Genomic DNA, 16,674 nt, shown 5'->3' with positions numbered 1-16,674 from the left:
TACGGGAGAATCCCTTGGCCGACAACAGCAGCACCGCGCCGGGCATGGCCGGCAACAACACCTACAACGCCGGCGATACGAACGACACGTTCACGGCCGGGGGTGGCAGCGATGTGGTCAATGCCGGCGGCGGTGACGACCGCATCGCCGGGGACGGGCCGCTGCCGGGGCAATGGACCTATGCGGTCTATACCCGCGATTTCAGCAGCGCGGCTGGGCAGACCGGAACGATATCGTCGGGCACGCTGCAGGGCACGGGCTATGTCGACGATTTCAACGTGCTCGCCTTGCGCAACACGCTGGCGGGAACGGCGCAGGGCACGAACCAGGACGACTTCGGGGTCATCTACCAGTCGACTCTGAACATCTCGACTTCCGGCACTTATACCTTCGGGGTGACCTCGGACGACGGGTCGCGGATCATCATCCGCGATTCCGCGGGCAATATCGTCTTCAACCTGGACAACGACCGCGAACAACCGGCAAGCACGGCCACCGGCACCGTCAACCTGCAGGCCGGGCAGACCTATACGATCGAGCTTTACTACTGGGAAAACCAGGGGGACACGGCGTTCGGCGCAACCGTCGCCGGGCCGGGCTTCGGCACGACGGACCTGTCCACGTCGACGCTGGTGGGCACGCCGCCCACGGCTGCCGGGCATGTCGACGGCAGCGACACGCTTTACGGCCAGGGCGGCAGCGACACCGTCTCGGGCGGTGGTGGCACCGACACGATCTATGGCGGGACCGAGAATGACAGCCTGCTGGGCGAAGCGGGCAGTGACCGGCTGTTCGGCGAGGCAGGCAACGACCGTCTCTATGGCGGCAGCGGCGACGATTCGCTTTTTGGCGGGACCGAGAACGACAGCCTGTCGGGCAACGAAGGCAACGATCTTCTGTTCGGCGAGGCAGGAAACGACACCCTTCTGGGCGACGACGGTGATGACACGCTGGTCGGGGGCGCGGGCTTCGACCTGCTCAGCGGCGGCACGGGACGCGATACCGCGGACTACAGCGGCTCGGCCCAGGGGGTGAACGTCAACCTCCAGTCCGGCCAGGGGTCGGGCGGAGATGCCCAGGGCGACACGCTGACGGGGGTGGAACATGCCATCGGCTCGGCCTTTGGCGATACGCTGACCGCGCAGAATACCCAAGGCGACCTTTACGGCGGCGGCGGCAATGACGTGCTTTACGGCGGCACTGCCGACGGCGACCGGCTTTATGGCGGAGACGGCAATGACACGCTTTTGGGGAACTGGGGCGGGGATCTGCTTTACGGGGGCGCGGGCGACGATTCGATCGGTGGCCACGCGGGCGAAGACGGAAACGACATCGCCTTTGGCGGCACCGGCAACGACAGCCTGATCGGGGGCGGTGGCAACGATCTGGTCTACGGCGATGCGGGCAACGACACGATCTCGGGCGGGCTCGGGGCCGACACGCTGTACGGCGGCGATGACGGCGACCAGTTCTGGGTAAGCGACAACCAGCAGACGGATACCATCTTTGGCGGCGAGGGTGGCAACGACTTTGACTACCTCGGGCTTTGGAGCGACGCCGCCGGGGTTGGGGTCACCGTCAACTTCACCGGAAGCGAGGCCGGTACCTATACCTTCGGCGGCGGCGGCAGCGGGACCTTTTCCCAGATCGAGGGCATGTGGACCACCCTTTACAACGACAGCGTCGATGCCAGTGCCACGGCGACGGGACAGGGGATCGACGGGCTTGCCGGCGACGACACGATCATCGGCGGCAGCGGGTGGGACTGGCTGGTCGGCGGCGACGGCAGGGACATCATCCGCGGCGGCGGCGGCGGGGACCAGATCTTTGCCGGGGCGGACAACGACAACGTTCAGGCCGGTACCGGCGACGACACCGTCTACGGCGGGACCGGGGCGGACAGTCTGGCGGGCGATGACGGCGCGGACCAGCTCTTTGGCGAGGATGGCAGCGATTCGCTTTACGGCGGCCAGGGGAACGACACGCTGTCGGGCGGCGCCGACAATGACCAGCTCTTCGGCGGGTCCGAGGCCGACAGACTGTCGGGCGATGCCGGGGCCGACAGTCTGGTGGGCGATGCGGGCAGCGATACCCTGTTCGGCGGCACTGGCGCCGACACGCTTTACGGCGGCAACGAGGCCGACAGCCTTGCGGGCAACGAGGACGACGATCTTCTTTACGGGGATGCGCAGAACGACACGCTGGCCGGCGGGGCGGGAAGCGACCGGCTTTTTGGCGGCAGCGAGGCTGACACCCTCACGGGCGATGCCGGGACCGACGTCCTGTACGGTGACTCCGGCAACGACACCCTGTCGGGCGGAACCGAGAATGACACGCTGTTCGGCGGCAGCGAATCCGACAGCCTGACGGGCGATGCGGGCAGCGACGTCCTGTCTGGCGACGTCGGCAACGACACCCTGTCGGGCGGAGAGGGCGGCGACACGCTCTACGGCGGAACCGGCGATGACGTGGTCACCGGGGGCGGCACCGTTCCGGCCGGCACCACCTTCATCACCAACGGCGGCATCAACCAGGGCGGCGCGGGCTGGACCGGCACGGACGTCGAGATCAACCCTGAGACCAACTATCTCGCCACCGGCAGCACGTCCAACACCGTGGCGGAAATGGACGGCAATGCCGGCCAGACCACGGTGGTGCAGCAAAGCTTCACCGTCGGCGGGTCGACCTCGGCCGACCTGACTTTTCGCGGGGCGGTGCGGGATACGGGCCAGGTCGGGAACGACGGCTTCCGGGTCGAGCTTCTGGATGCCACCAACACCGTCATCTTCAGCCAGACGATCCTGCCAGGCTCGACCGCCTGGACCAACTACACGCTGGGCGTCGTCTTTCCATCGGCCGGGACCTACACGCTGCGTTTCACCGAGGTGGGCGACAACAATTCCAATGGGGCGATTGTCGATGACATCCAGATCACCGCGACCAACGGGGATGGCGCGGACCTTCTGTACGGCGACGACGGCAACGACACGATGGACGCGGGCCTTGGGGCCGACACCGTCTTTGGCGGCGCCGACAACGACCTGGTCTACGGGGGCAGCGACAACGACACGCTCTCTGGTGACGGCGGGTCGGACAGGCTTTATGGCGACGCGGGCAATGACCTGGTCTACGGGGGTGACGGGGCCGACACGGTGTTCGGCGGCACCGGTGTCGATGCGCTGTTCGGCGGGGCGGGTGCCGACAGTCTTTCGGGCGAGGACGGGGGCGACCTTCTGTACGGCGAGGCCGGGCTGGACACCTTGTCTGGCGGCCTTGGCGCGGACACGCTTTACGGCGGGGTCGAGGCCGACAGCCTTTCCGGGGATGACGGCGACGACCGGCTCTTTGGCGAGGACGGGCTTGACACCCTGTTCGGCGGCGCTGGCAACGACACGCTCTTTGGCGGCCGGGACGCCGACAGCCTGAATGGCGGCGCCGGGGACGATGTTCTTTACGGCGACGACGGGCTGGACACGATCTCGACCGGGGGCGGTGAGGACACGGTCTTTGGTGGCGCCGATGCCGACAGCATTCTGGGCGAGGATGGCAACGACCGGCTTTATGGCGACGCGGGCCGCGATACCCTGGTCGGCGGCATCGGCAACGACCAGCTCTTTGGTGGGACCGAGGCCGACAACCTGTCAGGCGACCTGGGCAATGACCTGCTGGACGGCGGCAGCAACACCGACACGATCTATGGCGGCGACGGCGACGACACGGTCGATGCCGGGACCGAGGACGACACGGTCTATGGCGGCGCGGGCGCGGATTCGATCCTTGGTGGCGAAGGTCAGGACCGCCTGCTGTTCGGCACCGGAGACGACACCGTCTATGGCGGGGGCGGTGACGACTTCATCGACGACGAGGAACTGGCACAGCTCACCGGCCGCAACCTGATCTATGGCGGCGATGGCCGCGACCTGATCTTTACCGGCTTCGACAACGATACCCTCTATGGCGATGCAGGCGATGACGAACTCTTCGGCGAAGCCGGAGACGACCTGATCTCTGGCGGCACCGGGGCAGACAAGGCCTACGGGGGAGACGGCCGCGACACCTTTGTCCTGCGCGACGGCGACTTTGCCCAGGGCGAGTTTGTCGATGGTGGCGGTGGCGGCGACGACTTCGACGTCCTGGACCTGTCCGGCTATGGCTGGGCACGCACGGATATCGCCTATGACAGTTCCAACGGCGAATCCGGGACGGTGACCTTCTACGACGCCAACGGCGCGGCCGTGGGCACGATGAACTTCTCCGAGATCGAACAGGTGGTCCCCTGCTTCACCACGGGCACGCTCATCGACACACCCCTTGGCCCGCGCGCGGTGGAAAGTCTGAAACCGGGCGATCTGGTCCTGACGCTGGACGATGGCCCGCAGCCGGTCCGTTGGGTGGGCCAGCGCCGGTTGGGGCTGGCGGACCTGTTGGCCGATCCCGGCCTGCAACCGGTCGAGATTGAAGCCGGTGCGCTACGTCCCGGCGTGCCCGAGCGCGCGATCCGTGTCTCGCCGCAGCACCGGGTTCTTTTTGGCGGCGCAGAGTGCGAGTTGTACTTCGGCACCGAGGAAGTGCTGGTTCCCGCGATCCAGATGGTCGGCCAGCGCGGGATCTGCCAGCGCCTGCAGAGGGTGACTTATGTCCATTTCATGTTCGACCGCCACCAGATCGTCCGGGCGCACGGAATGTGGTCGGAAAGCTTCCAGCCCGGCGAGCGCGCCTTGGGCGGGATGTCCGATCCGCAGCGCGACGAACTGTTGCGCCTGTTCCCCGAACTGGAAGACCCCGACTCCTATCCGGCTGCGCGGATCACCCTCAAGGGCTATGAGACAAGGGTGCTCATGCAGGCGTGACGGGTTCCCGCCGTCGTATTCCGCGGCATACCGTCGTATCCCGAATTCCTCTTGCCCGGCGGGGGGATTTTACGCTAGGCAATCTGCGTCAGGTTCGGGAGAATCCGGCGGGCTTTCGGGTCCGACGGTGCCGAAGGAGCAACCGCCCCGGTAAACTCTCAGGCGCAAGGACCGTTTCTGACGACAGACTCTGGAGAGTTCCCGGGCAAGCCGGGACGCCGAAGGGATAACGATCTCAGGCGCAACGAACCGTTCAGGCGGGGGCGTGCAAGGACAGAGGGGGCATCGCAGGGTGGGGATTGGCCCGCCTGACGGTGCCGGTATGTTTTCCGGCCAGACGACGGGAGGGACGGCAATGGCCGACCTTGAAGAGCCGGAGCTTTCGCTGCTGGGGCTGGATGCGCTGCATGACGAACTGGGCGGGAAGATGGGGCCCTTCGCGGGCTACCGGATGCCGGTGCAATACCCCGATGGCGTGATGAAGGAACACCTGCACACGCGGTCGGCGGCGGGCCTGTTCGATGTCTCTCACATGGGTCAGGTGATCCTGCGGCCCAAGGGGTCGATGGACGACCTGAAGCTGGCCTTCGAGGCGCTGATGCCGGTCGATGTGCTGGGTCTGGCGGAAGGGCGGCAGCGCTATGGGTTGTTCACCAACGACCAGGGCGGAATCCTGGATGACCTGATGTTCACCAACCGGGGGGATCACCTTTATGTGGTGGTGAACGCGGCTTGCAAGGCGGCGGATATCGCCCACATGACGGCCGGGATGCCGGGGGTCAAGGTGCAGCCGGTGACCGACCGCGCGCTTCTGGCGCTGCAGGGTCCGGGGGCCGAGGCGGCTTTGGAGGCGGTGCTGCCCGGCGTCGCGGCGATGCGGTTCATGGATCATCGGGTGATGGGCGACATCTGGGTCTCGCGGTCCGGCTACACGGGTGAGGACGGGTTCGAGATTTCCGTTCCCGACGCACAGGCCGAAAGCTTTGCGCGGACCCTGCTGGCACAGGCCGGCGTTGCGCCCATCGGGCTCGGCGCAAGGGACTCGCTGCGGCTGGAGGCAGGGCTTTGCCTTTACGGCCATGACATCGACACGACCACCAGCCCGGTCGAGGCCAACCTGACCTGGGCGATCCAGAAGGCCCGCCGTGCCGGTGGGGCGCGTGAAGGCGGCTTCCCCGGTGCCGCGAGAATCCTGAAGGAATTGGCCGACGGGCCGGAGCGGCTCCGCGTCGGTCTGCGCCCCGAGGGCCGCGCCCCGATGCGCGAAGGCGTGGAGCTTTTCGCCGTGGATGGCACGCCTGTCGGAAAAGTGACGTCCGGCGGGTTCGGACCTTCCGTCAATGCCCCGATTGCGATGGGTTACGTGGCCCGCGCCCATGCTATGGTCGGCACACAACTCATGGGCGAGGTGCGCGGCAAGCGCCTGCCTGTGACTGTGACCGAGATGCCTTTCCAACCGACAACCTACAAGCGCTGAGGACCCGAAGATGAAGTACACCAAGGAACATGAATGGCTGCGCGTCGAGGGTGACCTCGTGGTCGTCGGCATCACCGAACATGCCGCGACTCAGCTGGGCGACGTCGTCTTCGTGGAACTGCCCGAGACCGAGACGGTCGTGGCCGAGGGCGACGAAGTCTGCGTGATCGAAAGCGTCAAGGCGGCGAGCGACATCCTGGCTCCGGTCGATGGCGAGATCGTCGCGGTGAACACGAAACTGGTCGACAACCCGGGGCTGGTGAACGAGGACCCGACAGGGGCCGCATGGTTCTTCAAGATGAAGCTGGATGACCAGAGCGTTCTCGACGAGCTGATGGACGAGGACGAGTATCAAGAGCTGATCGGCTGAACCGACCTGCGGAGCCGGGGGCCAGCCCCCGGACCCCCGGGATATTTCTGGACAGATGAATGGGAGCGGGTCGGAACGAGGCCCGGATGCATGCCATGACCTTCACGCCCACCGACTATAACCCCTACGATTTTGCCAACCGCCGCCACATCGGCCCCTCTCCCGTCGAGATGCAGGAGATGCTGGCCGCCGTCGGCGTGCGCACCCTGGACGAGCTGATCGACCAGACCGTCCCGCCGTCGATCCGTCAGTCCCAGCCGTTGCCGTGGGCGCCTTTGGCCGAGCATGAGCTTCTGGCAAAGATGAAAGAGGTTGGTGCCAAGAACCGGGTGATGACCAGCCTGATCGGGCAGGGCTATTACGGCACGGTCACGCCTCCGGCGATCCAGCGGAACATCCTGGAGAACCCGGCCTGGTATACCGCCTATACCCCCTACCAGCCCGAGATTGCGCAGGGACGGCTTGAAGCGCTGCTGAACTTCCAGACGATGGTCTGCGATCTGACTGGTTTGGACGTGGCGAACGCCTCGCTTCTGGACGAGGCGACGGCGGCGGCCGAGGCGATGACGATGGCCGAACGCGTGGCGAAGTCGAAGGCGAAGGCCTTTTTCGTCGACCGCTTCTGTCACCCCCAGACCATCGCCGTGATCCGTACCCGGGGCCTGCCCCTGGGGATCGAGATCATCGAGGATGATGTCCGCAACCTGGACCCGACGAAGGTCTTCGGCGCGATCTTCCAGTATCCCTCCAGCTACGGGCACGTGGTGGACTTCACGGTCCGCATCGCCACGCTGCATGCGGCGGGGGCCATCGCGATCATGGCGACGGACCTGCTGGCTTTGTGCGTCTTGAAGGAACCGGGCGCGATGGGGGCGGATATCGCCGTGGGCAGCGCGCAGCGGTTCGGCGTCCCGATGGGCTACGGCGGCCCGCATGCGGCCTTCATGGCGGTGAAGGATGCCCACAAGCGGCAGATGCCGGGGCGGATCGTGGGGGTGTCGATTGATGCTCAGGGCGGCAAGGCCTATCGGCTGTCCTTGCAGACCCGCGAGCAGCATATCCGGCGCGAGAAGGCCACGTCGAACGTCTGCACCGCGCAGGCGTTGCTGGCGGTCATGGCGTCAATGTACGCGGTCTTCCACGGTCCGAAGGGCCTGCGGGCCATTGCCGAACGGGTGCATTTCCTGACCCAGCGGCTGGCGCGCGCGTTGAAGGCGGCGGGGGCGAAAGTGGCTCCGAAGGCGTTCTTCGACACGATCACGGTCGAGGTTGGTGTGGGGCAGGCCGGTATCCTGGCCGCCGCCCGCAATGAGGGGCTGAATTTCCGCAAGATCGGCCATGACCGCGTCGGGATCAGCCTGGACGAGACCACCGACGAACGCGTGCTGATCAAGGTCCTCAAGGCCTTTGGCATCGACGGGGTGCCCCCGCACCGCGCGACCCTGGGCTTCCCGGAGGAGATGCTGCGGACCACGGACTATCTGACCCACCCGGTCTTCCACATGAACCGGGCGGAATCCGAGATGATGCGCTACATGCGGCGCCTCAGTGACCGCGACCTGGCGCTGGACCGGGCGATGATCCCGCTGGGGTCCTGCACGATGAAGCTGAACGCGGCAGCCGAGATGATGCCGATCACCTGGCCCGAGTTCGGCTCGCTGCACCCCTTCGCGCCGCGCGACCAGGCCCTGGGCTACCATGAGGCGATCAGCGACCTGTCCCAGAAGCTGTGCGAGATCACCGGCTATGACGCGATGTCGATGCAGCCGAACAGTGGCGCGCAAGGCGAGTACGCGGGGCTCTTGACCATCCTCGCCTATCACCGGGCGCGGGGGGATACCCAGCGGACGGTCTGTCTGATCCCGACCTCGGCGCATGGCACCAACCCGGCGTCGGCGCAGATGGCGGGGATGGAGGTGGTCGTCGTGAAGGCCTCGGCCAACGGGGACGTGGATGTCGAGGACTTCCGGGCAAAGGCCGTGGCAGCGGGGGACAAGCTCGCGGCCTGCATGATCACCTACCCTTCCACGCATGGCGTGTTTGAGGAAACCGTGAAGGCGATCTGCCAGATCACCCATGACCACGGCGGGCAGGTCTATATCGACGGCGCGAACATGAATGCGCTGGTCGGACTGGTGAAACCGGGCGAGATCGGCGGCGACGTCAGCCACCTTAACCTGCACAAGACCTTCGCTATTCCGCATGGCGGCGGTGGCCCGGGCATGGGGCCGATTGGCGTGAAGGCGCATCTCGCGCCGCACCTGCCAGGACATCCCGAGACGGGGGGCGACGGGGCCGTGTCAGCGGCGCCTTACGGGTCGGCGAGCATCCTCCTCATCAGCTGGGCCTATTGCCTGATGATGGGCGGGCCGGGCCTGACGCAAGCGACGCGGGTGGCGATCCTGAACGCCAACTACATCGCGGCGCGGCTTGCCGGGGCTTACCCGATCCTCTTCATGGGCAACAAGGGCCGGGTCGCGCATGAGTGCATCCTGGACACCCGCCCCTTCGCCGAGGCGGGCGTGACGGTGGACGACATCGCCAAGCGCCTGATCGACAACGGTTTCCACGCGCCGACGATGTCTTGGCCGGTGGCGGGCACGCTGATGGTGGAGCCGACCGAGTCCGAGACCAAGGCCGAGATCGACCGCTTCATCACGGCCCTTCTGTCGATCCGCGAGGAGATCCGCGCGGTCGAGAAGGGCGAGATCTCAGCCGAGGAAAGCCCCCTTCGCCACGCCCCGCACACGGTGGCGGCGTTGGTCGGCGACTGGGACCGGAAATACTCCCGCGAGACGGGGTGCTTCCCGCCGGGGTCGTTCCGGGTCGACAAGTACTGGCCGCCGGTCGGCCGTGTCGACAACGTCTTTGGCGACCGGAACCTGATCTGCACTTGCCCGCCGGTGGAAAGCTATGCCGAGGCGGCAGAGTGATGCGCCAAAATCCTTGAGCAAGGATTTTGACAAATTTCTTCCTTAAGAAATTTGGCCCCTGGGACAACCCGGGGGCCAAGGTTTCAGGGCTGGGGCTTTGGCGCAGGCGTTCCCAGTGCCCCGCCGGGCCGGGTGCCAAGCCCGCCGCCCGCACCGACGCCGCTGGTCTTCGGCTTGGACAGGTCCGGCACCTTCGGCGGGGCCTTTGCGCCGCCTGGGGCCGACTCGAGCACCTTGCCACCCGCCCCCCCCGCGCCGCCCCCCCCCGCGCCGCCCTGCCCGGCAAGGCACTCCTGGGCAAGGCTCAGCGCAGGGCCGATCCCGTCCACATCAAACCCGTCGTCGATCCCCATCCCCAGCATCCGCAGATAGCGGCCGGAATTCAGGAAATCCAGCGTCGGCTGGATGCCGTTGTAGGTGATGCCAGCAAAGGCTTCGTCCCAGGCCTCGCCGTTGCCGATGGCGGGCAGGCCGGTTTCCATCATCACCCAAAGCTCGAACTTCTGGCCGGGCTGAAAGCGCACCTCGGGCTGCGACAGCAGGATCGATACCGTGTCGTTGGGGTAAAGCCCGACCCAGAGCGTCTGACCGTTCACATATCCGACCGAGGTGTAGCAGTGCGAAAACCCGCCCCGATCATCCGCAACGGCTGCACCGGCCCAGTTTCCGGCTTCGAATTCCGATCCCGGGATGTCCTGGGCCAGGGCGGGCAAGGCGGTGATCAGCGCAAGGGCAGAAGCTAGGGCAAAGGGACGCATGGAAAGATCCTGAGCAGGTTTCTGGCGGCGAGAATGCAGAGCCAGGCGCCGTCGTGCAAGTCAGGGTTTCCGCAACAGTCCCGGGCCATTGACCGCGTCCGGTCGTCGCGATAGCCCTCGGACTTCGATGACCCGGACCCGCCCGCCCTTTCTTGACGGCCTGATCGCCAGCCTGCCGATCATCCTGGGCTATTTCCCTATCGCCTTCTCGTTCGGGGTGGCTGCAACCCGCGCTGGTTTCTCCGAAATCGACGCTTTTGTCCTGTCGCTGGTCATCTATGCCGGGGCCTCGCAGTTCCTGGCGCTGGCGTTGCTGTCGTCAGGCGCGCCGGTGCTGGTCGCCGCCTTCACCCTGATCGCGATGAACCTGCGCCATGTGCTTTACGGCCCGGCCCTGATGCGCGAGGCCGGGGAGCAGGCGGGACGGCGGCATGCCTGGGGCCTGACGGACGAGGTCTTTGGCCAGGCGCTGGGGGCTTTGGCGCGCGGACAGCGGTTTTCGGAACCCTACATGTTCGGCCTGGGGCTGGGGGCCTATGCCAGCTGGGTGTCCGGCACCCTGGTCGGAGCCTTTGCGGGCGGCGGCGCGCTGGAGGGCTGGCCCGCGCTGAACGCCGGCCTTGGCTTCATGCTGCCGGCCCTGTTCCTGGCGCTGCTGTTGTCGATCCTCAGCCGCCCGCAGCTGCCGGTGATCGCGGTGGCGGGGCTGGTGACCGTCGCGGGCACGCTGGCACTAAGCGCGACCAGCGGCATCCTTCTGGGGATGCTGGCGGGGGCAGTCACCGGATTGACCCGCCGATGAACTGGGAGCTGCTGACCGTCGCCCTGATGGCCGGGGCTGCAAACTGGGCGTTTCGCGCCTTGCCGATCCTGGCGCGGATGGACCGGATGGCGGTGGGGGGCTGGCTGGGCCGGTTCCTGTCCTCGACCGGACCGGCGGCCATTGCCACGCTGTTCGTTGCCTCGATCCTGCCGGCCCTCACCCCCGATCTGGCGCGCCTGGCCCCGGTCCTGACTGGCACGGCTGCGGTCCTCGCGACCTGGGTCGCCCGTCGGTCCGTCGTCCTGGCGACGCTTGCCGGAGCCATCGCGCATGGCGTGACGGTCTGGTTGCTTGGCTGAGTGCTTGCGCCCCGCGCGACCTTGCGCGACGATGGCAAAAAAGGGGAGGCCGCCATGCTTGAGATCAGCCCGCAGAAGGTGGTGCATGTCATCTACCTGGCCCGCGAGGCCGGGGCGGGGGATGCCGAACTGCACGCCTTCATCGACGCCCTGAACGACGACGAGAAGTCTCAGCTGACCGCAGTCGCCTGGGTCGGCCGTGGTGCCTTCGAGCCCGAGGATTTCGCCGAGGCGGTGGCCACAGCAACGTCCGAAGCGACCACTCCCACTGCCACCTACCTGATGGGGATGCCGCACCTGGCCGAAAACCTGGAGGCCGGGTTGGAGGCTCTGGGCGTCGATGTCAGTGGCGAGGAAGAGGATTTTCTGTAAGCCGATCTTGCGGGATGGAACCGCGCTACACATCTTCATGGCTTGCTAGATGTGAGGTTGGCCATGCCCGTAACCGAAGCCATGAAACTGACCTGCGCCACCTGTGGCCAGGCGAACCGGGTGCCAGCCGCCCGGCTGGGAGACGCGCCGAAATGCGGGGTTTGCGGCGCTGTGCTGGTCGATGGGACGGTCGCCGAACTGGACGCGGCCGCCCATGACAAGGTGACCCGCGGCGACGGAATGCCGGTCCTGGTCGACTACTGGGCGCCCTGGTGCGGCCCCTGCCGGATGATGGCCCCCGAATTTGCCAAAGCCGCGAAGACCCTGGCGACCGAGGCGCGGCTGATGAAGCTGAACACCGAGGACCATCCGCAGATCTCGGCCCGCGCAGGCATCCGCGGGATCCCGGCACTGATCCTTTACCGAAACGGCCGCGAGACTGCCCGCCTGGCCGGCGCGCGCCCTGCTGCCGACATCGTGGCCTTCGTCCGCCAGCACGCCCGCCCGGCACCTTAGCGCCCGGCTTGACTCTGCCCCGGATTTGCGCTGAATACGGCGTCGCGGATGGGGCAGTAGCTCAGTTGGGAGAGCGTATCGTTCGCAATGATAAGGTCAGGGGTTCGATCCCCCTCTGCTCCACCAGACTTCTTGAACACCGATCTTCCAGCTGGCGTTTTATCCGCCCAGGTTCGGTTGTCCGTCACAGGCGGTAGACGCGTCGAGCGGTGTCGTGGCCGATCTGGTCCTGTTCGGACTGCGACAGGCCTTGAAGAAGCTCGCGCGTCAGGGCGATCCAGTCCGGCAGGCCGACCCCCAGGTTGACGACCGGCCAGTCTCCGCCCCAAAGCATCCGGGCCGGACCGAAGGTGTTAAGGATGTGATCGACCCAAGGCTGCAGCGTGGCCCGCGTCGCGGTACCGGGGGCGCAGTAGGCGCTGATCCCAGACAGCTTGACGTGGACATGGGGCAGGGCGGCAAGGGCAGTGATGCCCTTGGCCCAATCGTCAAAGGCCTGACCCGCGATGTCCGGGACTCCGCAGTGATCAAGGACAAGCGGCTGGTTCGGGCAGGCCTTTGCCAGATCAAGCGCAATCGGCAACTGGCGGGCCAGAACGCAGACGTCGAAGGCCCGGCCGCGCGCACCGATCCGGGCCAGATTGCGGCGGAAGGTCGGGGTCTGCGAAAGCGCATCCGGCATCACATGCAGGATGCGGCGAAAGCCGTGGACATGCAGGCCTTCGCATTCGTCCAGCCAGGCGTCGAAGCCGTCGTCGTCCTCTGGGCGGCACGAGGCGATCTGACCCAGAAGCCCACCCTGACCGACCATCCCGGCCACCAGACGCGCCTCGGCCTGATAGTCGGCGTCATCGACCCCGGTCTCCACGAAGACCGCGCCGACCACTCCGCGGCCAGCCGTCAGGGCCAGGTAGTCCGCATAACTGAAATCTCCGGTTGCCAGCGCCGGTATGCCTGCGGTCCAGCCGTAACCCAGCTTGTCGCGGGCGATCAGATGCAGATGGGTGTCGATGAAATCCATGTCCGTTCTCCTGTGCATGCTTGCCCGGGTGGTCAGGTGTTGGACCAGCCGCCGTCGATCACATGCGCGACGCCGGTGGTGTAGGCGCTTTCATCGCTGGCCAGATAGACCACAAGCGCCGCGATCTCTTCGGGCTTGCCAATGCGGCCAATGGGCTGGCGGGCGATGAAGGCGGCGCGGGCCGCGTCATAATCGCCGGTGTCGCGCAGACGCTGCTCCAGCGAGGGGCTTTCCACGGTGCCGGGGCAGATCGCGTTGCACCGGATGCCCTTGGTGACGAAATCGGCGGCGATGGCCTTGGTCATCCCGATCACCCCGGCCTTGGTCGCGCCATAGACAAAGCGGTTGGGGGCGGCGATGACCGACCCCGCGACCGAGGCCATGTTGATGATCGAGCCAGCGCCCTGCGCCAGCATGCCCGGCAGGAATGACCGGCACATGCGGTACATGGCTGTCATGTTGAGATCCAGGCTGGAGGCCCACTGGTCCTCGTCACAGTCAAGGATGCTGCCCGCCGCGACAAAGCCCGCGCAGTTGAACAGCACATCGACAGGTCCCGCCGCCGCCACCGCCGCTGCGATGGAGGCTGGGTCGCGCACATCAAGCCGCCGGGTCTGCAGCCCCGCTGCCGCCAGCTCTGCCAGGGCGGCCTCGTTCACATCGGTCGCGATGACCGTCGCCCCCTCGCGCGCCATCGCCAGGGCCGAGGCCCGCCCGATGCCTTGGCCCGCTGCGGTCAGAAGCGCGGTCTTGCCTGTCAGTCGTCCCATGCTGGTCTTGCCTTCCCGGTGGATCGTCGTGATGTCAGACCGGCAGACAGGCCGGGCCGATGGGTTCAAAGCTTTTGTAGGTCAGGATGAATTCCTGATGGCCAAGCTCTTCGGACTTGCTGCGCTGGCCCGAGGCAAGGCCGACAACCAGATCGAAGATCTCTTGCCCCACCTCTTCCAGCGTGGCGGCCCCGTCCAGCACCCGCCCGGCGTTCACGTCCATGTCTTCGGACAGACGCGCGTACATGTGCGGGTTGGCGGCGATCTTGATGACCGGGGCCAGCGCCGAGCCGACCACCGACCCGCGCCCCGTGACGAACAGGGTGCAATGCGCGCCCGAGGCCATCATCTCGACGATCTCGGCATTGTCCGAAATGTTCGGAAAGCCGAACCGCACCTCGCCATCGGGGACGACATCCATCAGGTAAAGCCCGCCCTTTGGGGGGATGTCGCCCGGCTTGATCAGGCCCGAGATCACCGACTGGCCGGACTTCATGTAGGCGCCCAGCGACTTTTCCTCGATGGTGGTCAGGCCGCCGTCGGCGTTGCCGCTGGCAAAGCTGCCGTAGCCCAGGGTGGCATAATAGCGCGCGGCCTTTTCCACCGAGGCGCGAAGTTCGGCGGCAAGGGCAGGGGTGGCGGCGCGGGATTCCATGATCGCCTCGCAGCCGATCAGCTCGCCGGTTTCCTCGAAGATGCAGGCGGCCCCGGCGGCCACCAGCTTGTCAAAGGCGATGCCAGCCGCCGGATTGCCGGTGATGCCCGAGGTGCCGTCCGATCCGCCGCAGACCGTGCCGACGATCAGCTCGGAAACATCCATCGGCACGGTCGGAGCCGCGGCCAGCGCGGCGACCTGTTCGGCCACCCAGGCCCGACCTGCCGCGATGCTGGACCTTGTGCCGCCCGAGTTCTGGATGACCAGCACCTTCACCGGCCGACCCGTGGCCCTGACAACCGCCTCGACCTGATGGCGGTTGAAGCTTTCGCAGCCCAGGCTGACCAGAAGCACCGCGCCCACGTTCGGGTGGGTGCAAAGCCGCTCCATCATTCTTTGCGCATAGGGGTTCGGAAAGCAGCCGGGAAAGCCGATGACATGGACATTTTCGCGGTCCACCGCCGCCACCTCGCGGGCGACGTGATGGGCACATTCCACAAGGTAGGCCACCGCCACGACGTTGCGGATGCCCTTGCGACCGTCGGACCGCAGCCAGCCACGCATCAGGTGCCTCCATTCAGGGCATAGGTTGGGGTATAGTCAGAGACGAGATTGTGCAGATGCACATGGTCGCCGGGGGCAATCGCCCGGCTGGCGCGTCCGATCGGTGCGCCGTACTTGATCACCTTGTCACCCTGGGCCACGGCCAGGCGGGCGATCTTGTGGCCCAGACCCAGCGCCTGGCCGAAGGTGACGGCCACGCCGCCCACCAGCACCGCCTCGCCCGCGGCGATCTGGTCGCGCAGGACATAGACGCTGTCCCCGGGCGACAGAAGCATCAGTCTGGGATCGGTCAGCATCAGAACTTCCCGTGTTTGAGGTAGGCATCCTGCGGGTCCATCCCGGCAAGGATGGCGCGGCGGACCAGGCTTTCGGTGGCCATTGCCGCAACCGCCTGCCCTGCAACCTCATCCAGGATCTCGGCCGGGATGCAGACCATCCCGTCCCGGTCGCCGTGCAGCCAGTCACCGGGGCGGATCAGCACGTCGTCGATCAGGATCGGCACATCGGTCGCCGTGGGCAGCCAGCAGCCCACCACGTCGCGCGGGGTGTGAAAGACGCCCCAGCAGGGGAACCCCAGCCGCAGGATGAAGGTGGTGTCGCGCAGACCCCCATCGGTCACGCAGCCCAGCACGCCCTTGCGGTGCAGGGTCTCGGCTGACAACTCGCCCATCTGCGCGACGATGTGGTTGTGCGGCTGGCTGGTCCAGATATGGCCTGCCGGTGCCTTGGACAGAAGCCCGGTCCAGGCCAGCAGCGTCTGGTGGGCATCTGCCGTTTCGTCCATCCGGCCTTCGATGGTGAAGGCCGGGCCAGTCAGCACGCCTTCGGGGTTCAGCGGCCGCAGCCGTTGCGGCAGGGTGAAGTTCCGCCGCCCCATCGCACGCAGCACGTCATGCACGACCGAGGTGTAGCAGCCCTGCAGCGCGGCCAGAGGGTCAGTCATGGTGGAAAACCTCGTCCATCGGGGCCCACCACTCCCCCTCCTTGCGGGTGGACAGCGGGTCCTGGCAGGGCATGCAGACCGCCCACCATTCCTGCGTCCGGGGATCGGCGGCCATTTTCGCCATGTCGGCGGCGAAATCGGTGCCGTGGTATTCGAAATACGAGAACATCAGATTCTCGGGCTGTCGCAGATAGATCGAATAGTTCTTGATGTTGCAGTCGCTGATCTTGGCCAGAATCTCCGGCCAGACGGCGGCATGCAGGCGCTTGTAGACCTCGACCTTGTCGGCCTTCAGACCGATGACCATTCCCATCCGCTGCATT

At 66.5% G+C, this 16,674-nt stretch carries 15 protein-coding genes, 1 tRNA gene and 1 riboswitch; of the genes, 9 read left to right on the top strand and 7 right to left on the bottom strand.

The features are described from left to right. The first annotated feature begins 14 nt into the window (after positions 1 to 14). The 4 genes from U1E69_RS09620 to gcvP all read left to right on the top strand — a co-directional run bounded on the left by U1E69_RS09620 (position 15) and on the right by gcvP (position 9,630). Entirely contained in the window at positions 15 to 4,850 is a 4,836-nt protein-coding gene (locus tag U1E69_RS09620; RefSeq protein ID WP_322244166.1) for a Hint domain-containing protein, read from the top strand. Positions 4,851 to 4,935: 85 nt separating this feature from the next. Beyond that, positions 4,936 to 5,034: riboswitch (glycine riboswitch) on the top strand. Between the two features lie 171 nt (positions 5,035 to 5,205). Further along, positions 5,206 to 6,327 (top strand): glycine cleavage system aminomethyltransferase GcvT, encoded by a 1,122-nt coding sequence (gcvT, locus tag U1E69_RS09615; protein ID WP_322244165.1) that lies wholly within the window; start codon positions 5,206 to 5,208, stop codon positions 6,325 to 6,327. 10 nt (positions 6,328 to 6,337) lie between these two features. Next, positions 6,338 to 6,697: a glycine cleavage system protein GcvH gene (gene gcvH, locus U1E69_RS09610; RefSeq protein ID WP_322244164.1), complete on the top strand. Its 360-nt coding sequence runs from the start codon at positions 6,338 to 6,340 to the stop codon at positions 6,695 to 6,697. A gap of 95 nt (positions 6,698 to 6,792) precedes the next feature. Beyond that, positions 6,793 to 9,630: an aminomethyl-transferring glycine dehydrogenase gene (gene gcvP, locus U1E69_RS09605; RefSeq protein WP_322244163.1), complete on the top strand. Its 2,838-nt coding sequence runs from the start codon at positions 6,793 to 6,795 to the stop codon at positions 9,628 to 9,630. A gap of 83 nt (positions 9,631 to 9,713) precedes the next feature. Here the strand turns inward: gcvP and U1E69_RS09600 are convergent, their stop codons facing one another. After that, positions 9,714 to 10,388, bottom strand: coding sequence for a hypothetical protein (locus tag U1E69_RS09600; RefSeq protein WP_322244162.1), 675 nt, complete (start codon positions 10,386 to 10,388; stop codon positions 9,714 to 9,716). 127 nt (positions 10,389 to 10,515) lie between these two features. Here U1E69_RS09600 and U1E69_RS09595 point away from each other — a divergent pair, with 127 nt between their 5' ends. From U1E69_RS09595 to U1E69_RS09575, 5 genes are all read left to right on the top strand, one after another. Continuing rightward, complete coding sequence (locus U1E69_RS09595) at positions 10,516 to 11,190, top strand: AzlC family ABC transporter permease (protein WP_322244161.1); 675 nt, start codon at positions 10,516 to 10,518, stop codon at positions 11,188 to 11,190. Then, positions 11,187 to 11,510, top strand: coding sequence for an AzlD domain-containing protein (locus U1E69_RS09590; protein WP_322244160.1), 324 nt, complete (start codon positions 11,187 to 11,189; stop codon positions 11,508 to 11,510). The genes U1E69_RS09595 and U1E69_RS09590 overlap by 4 nt, the downstream gene beginning before the upstream one ends. Before the next feature lie 54 nt (positions 11,511 to 11,564). After that, on the top strand, positions 11,565 to 11,882 hold the full coding sequence (locus tag U1E69_RS09585) for a DUF3775 domain-containing protein (protein ID WP_322244159.1): 318 nt from the start codon (positions 11,565 to 11,567) through the stop codon (positions 11,880 to 11,882). A gap of 81 nt (positions 11,883 to 11,963) precedes the next feature. Beyond that, complete coding sequence (gene trxC / locus U1E69_RS09580) at positions 11,964 to 12,398, top strand: thioredoxin TrxC (RefSeq protein WP_322244158.1); 435 nt, start codon at positions 11,964 to 11,966, stop codon at positions 12,396 to 12,398. A gap of 50 nt (positions 12,399 to 12,448) precedes the next feature. Then, positions 12,449 to 12,524, top strand: a tRNA-Ala gene (locus U1E69_RS09575). 58 nt (positions 12,525 to 12,582) lie between these two features. Here U1E69_RS09575 and U1E69_RS09570 read toward each other — a convergent pair. From U1E69_RS09570 to U1E69_RS09545, 6 genes are read right to left on the bottom strand one after another with little or no spacing between them, the layout of a single operon-like run. After that, on the bottom strand, positions 12,583 to 13,419 hold the full coding sequence (locus U1E69_RS09570) for an amidohydrolase (protein ID WP_322244157.1): 837 nt from the start codon (positions 13,417 to 13,419) through the stop codon (positions 12,583 to 12,585). 32 nt (positions 13,420 to 13,451) lie between these two features. Beyond that, positions 13,452 to 14,189: an SDR family oxidoreductase gene (locus U1E69_RS09565; protein ID WP_322244155.1), complete on the bottom strand. Its 738-nt coding sequence runs from the start codon at positions 14,187 to 14,189 to the stop codon at positions 13,452 to 13,454. 34 nt (positions 14,190 to 14,223) lie between these two features. Then, positions 14,224 to 15,408: a UxaA family hydrolase gene (locus U1E69_RS09560; RefSeq protein WP_322244154.1), complete on the bottom strand. Its 1,185-nt coding sequence runs from the start codon at positions 15,406 to 15,408 to the stop codon at positions 14,224 to 14,226. Continuing rightward, positions 15,408 to 15,704 carry a UxaA family hydrolase gene (locus tag U1E69_RS09555; protein ID WP_322244153.1) on the bottom strand — a complete coding sequence of 99 codons (297 nt, stop codon included), beginning with the start codon at positions 15,702 to 15,704 and terminating at the stop codon, positions 15,408 to 15,410. Before U1E69_RS09555 ends, U1E69_RS09560 begins: the two co-directional genes overlap by 1 nt. Further along, on the bottom strand, positions 15,704 to 16,351 hold the full coding sequence (locus U1E69_RS09550; protein ID WP_322244152.1) for a hypothetical protein: 648 nt from the start codon (positions 16,349 to 16,351) through the stop codon (positions 15,704 to 15,706). Before U1E69_RS09550 ends, U1E69_RS09555 begins: the two co-directional genes overlap by 1 nt. Beyond that, entirely contained in the window at positions 16,344 to 16,673 is a 330-nt protein-coding gene (locus tag U1E69_RS09545; protein WP_322244151.1) for an L-rhamnose mutarotase, read from the bottom strand. The genes U1E69_RS09550 and U1E69_RS09545 overlap by 8 nt, the downstream gene beginning before the upstream one ends. Between the last annotated feature and the right edge of the window lies 1 nt (position 16,674).

Origin of the sequence: Tabrizicola sp. (genome assembly GCF_034366665.1) — a bacterium.
In the GTDB taxonomy this organism is placed as follows: Bacteria; Pseudomonadota; Alphaproteobacteria; order Rhodobacterales; family Rhodobacteraceae; genus Tabrizicola.
Note: the sequence above shows the minus strand (reverse complement) of the source record. Positions and strands in the feature narration are given on the sequence as shown.

What these genes read in the sequence shown, in the direction of transcription:
- gcvT (WP_322244165.1), top strand. Translation starts at nt 5,206, where the DNA reads ATGGCCGACCTTGAAGAGCCGGAGCTTTCGCTGCTGGGGCTGGATGCG.
- gcvH (WP_322244164.1), top strand. Translation starts at nt 6,338, where the DNA reads ATGAAGTACACCAAGGAACATGAATGGCTGCGCGTCGAGGGTGACCTC.
- gcvP (WP_322244163.1), top strand. Translation starts at nt 6,793, where the DNA reads ATGACCTTCACGCCCACCGACTATAACCCCTACGATTTTGCCAACCGC.
- U1E69_RS09600 (WP_322244162.1), bottom strand. Translation starts at nt 10,388, where the DNA reads ATGCGTCCCTTTGCCCTAGCTTCTGCCCTTGCGCTGATCACCGCCTTG.
- U1E69_RS09595 (WP_322244161.1), top strand. Translation starts at nt 10,516, where the DNA reads ATGACCCGGACCCGCCCGCCCTTTCTTGACGGCCTGATCGCCAGCCTG.
- U1E69_RS09590 (WP_322244160.1), top strand. Translation starts at nt 11,187, where the DNA reads ATGAACTGGGAGCTGCTGACCGTCGCCCTGATGGCCGGGGCTGCAAAC.
- U1E69_RS09585 (WP_322244159.1), top strand. Translation starts at nt 11,565, where the DNA reads ATGCTTGAGATCAGCCCGCAGAAGGTGGTGCATGTCATCTACCTGGCC.
- trxC (WP_322244158.1), top strand. Translation starts at nt 11,964, where the DNA reads ATGAAACTGACCTGCGCCACCTGTGGCCAGGCGAACCGGGTGCCAGCC.
- U1E69_RS09570 (WP_322244157.1), bottom strand. Translation starts at nt 13,419, where the DNA reads ATGGATTTCATCGACACCCATCTGCATCTGATCGCCCGCGACAAGCTG.
- U1E69_RS09565 (WP_322244155.1), bottom strand. Translation starts at nt 14,189, where the DNA reads ATGGGACGACTGACAGGCAAGACCGCGCTTCTGACCGCAGCGGGCCAA.
- U1E69_RS09560 (WP_322244154.1), bottom strand. Translation starts at nt 15,408, where the DNA reads ATGCGTGGCTGGCTGCGGTCCGACGGTCGCAAGGGCATCCGCAACGTC.
- U1E69_RS09555 (WP_322244153.1), bottom strand. Translation starts at nt 15,704, where the DNA reads ATGCTGACCGATCCCAGACTGATGCTTCTGTCGCCCGGGGACAGCGTC.
- U1E69_RS09550 (WP_322244152.1), bottom strand. Translation starts at nt 16,351, where the DNA reads ATGACTGACCCTCTGGCCGCGCTGCAGGGCTGCTACACCTCGGTCGTG.
- U1E69_RS09545 (WP_322244151.1), bottom strand. Translation starts at nt 16,673, where the DNA reads ATGCAGCGGATGGGAATGGTCATCGGTCTGAAGGCCGACAAGGTCGAG.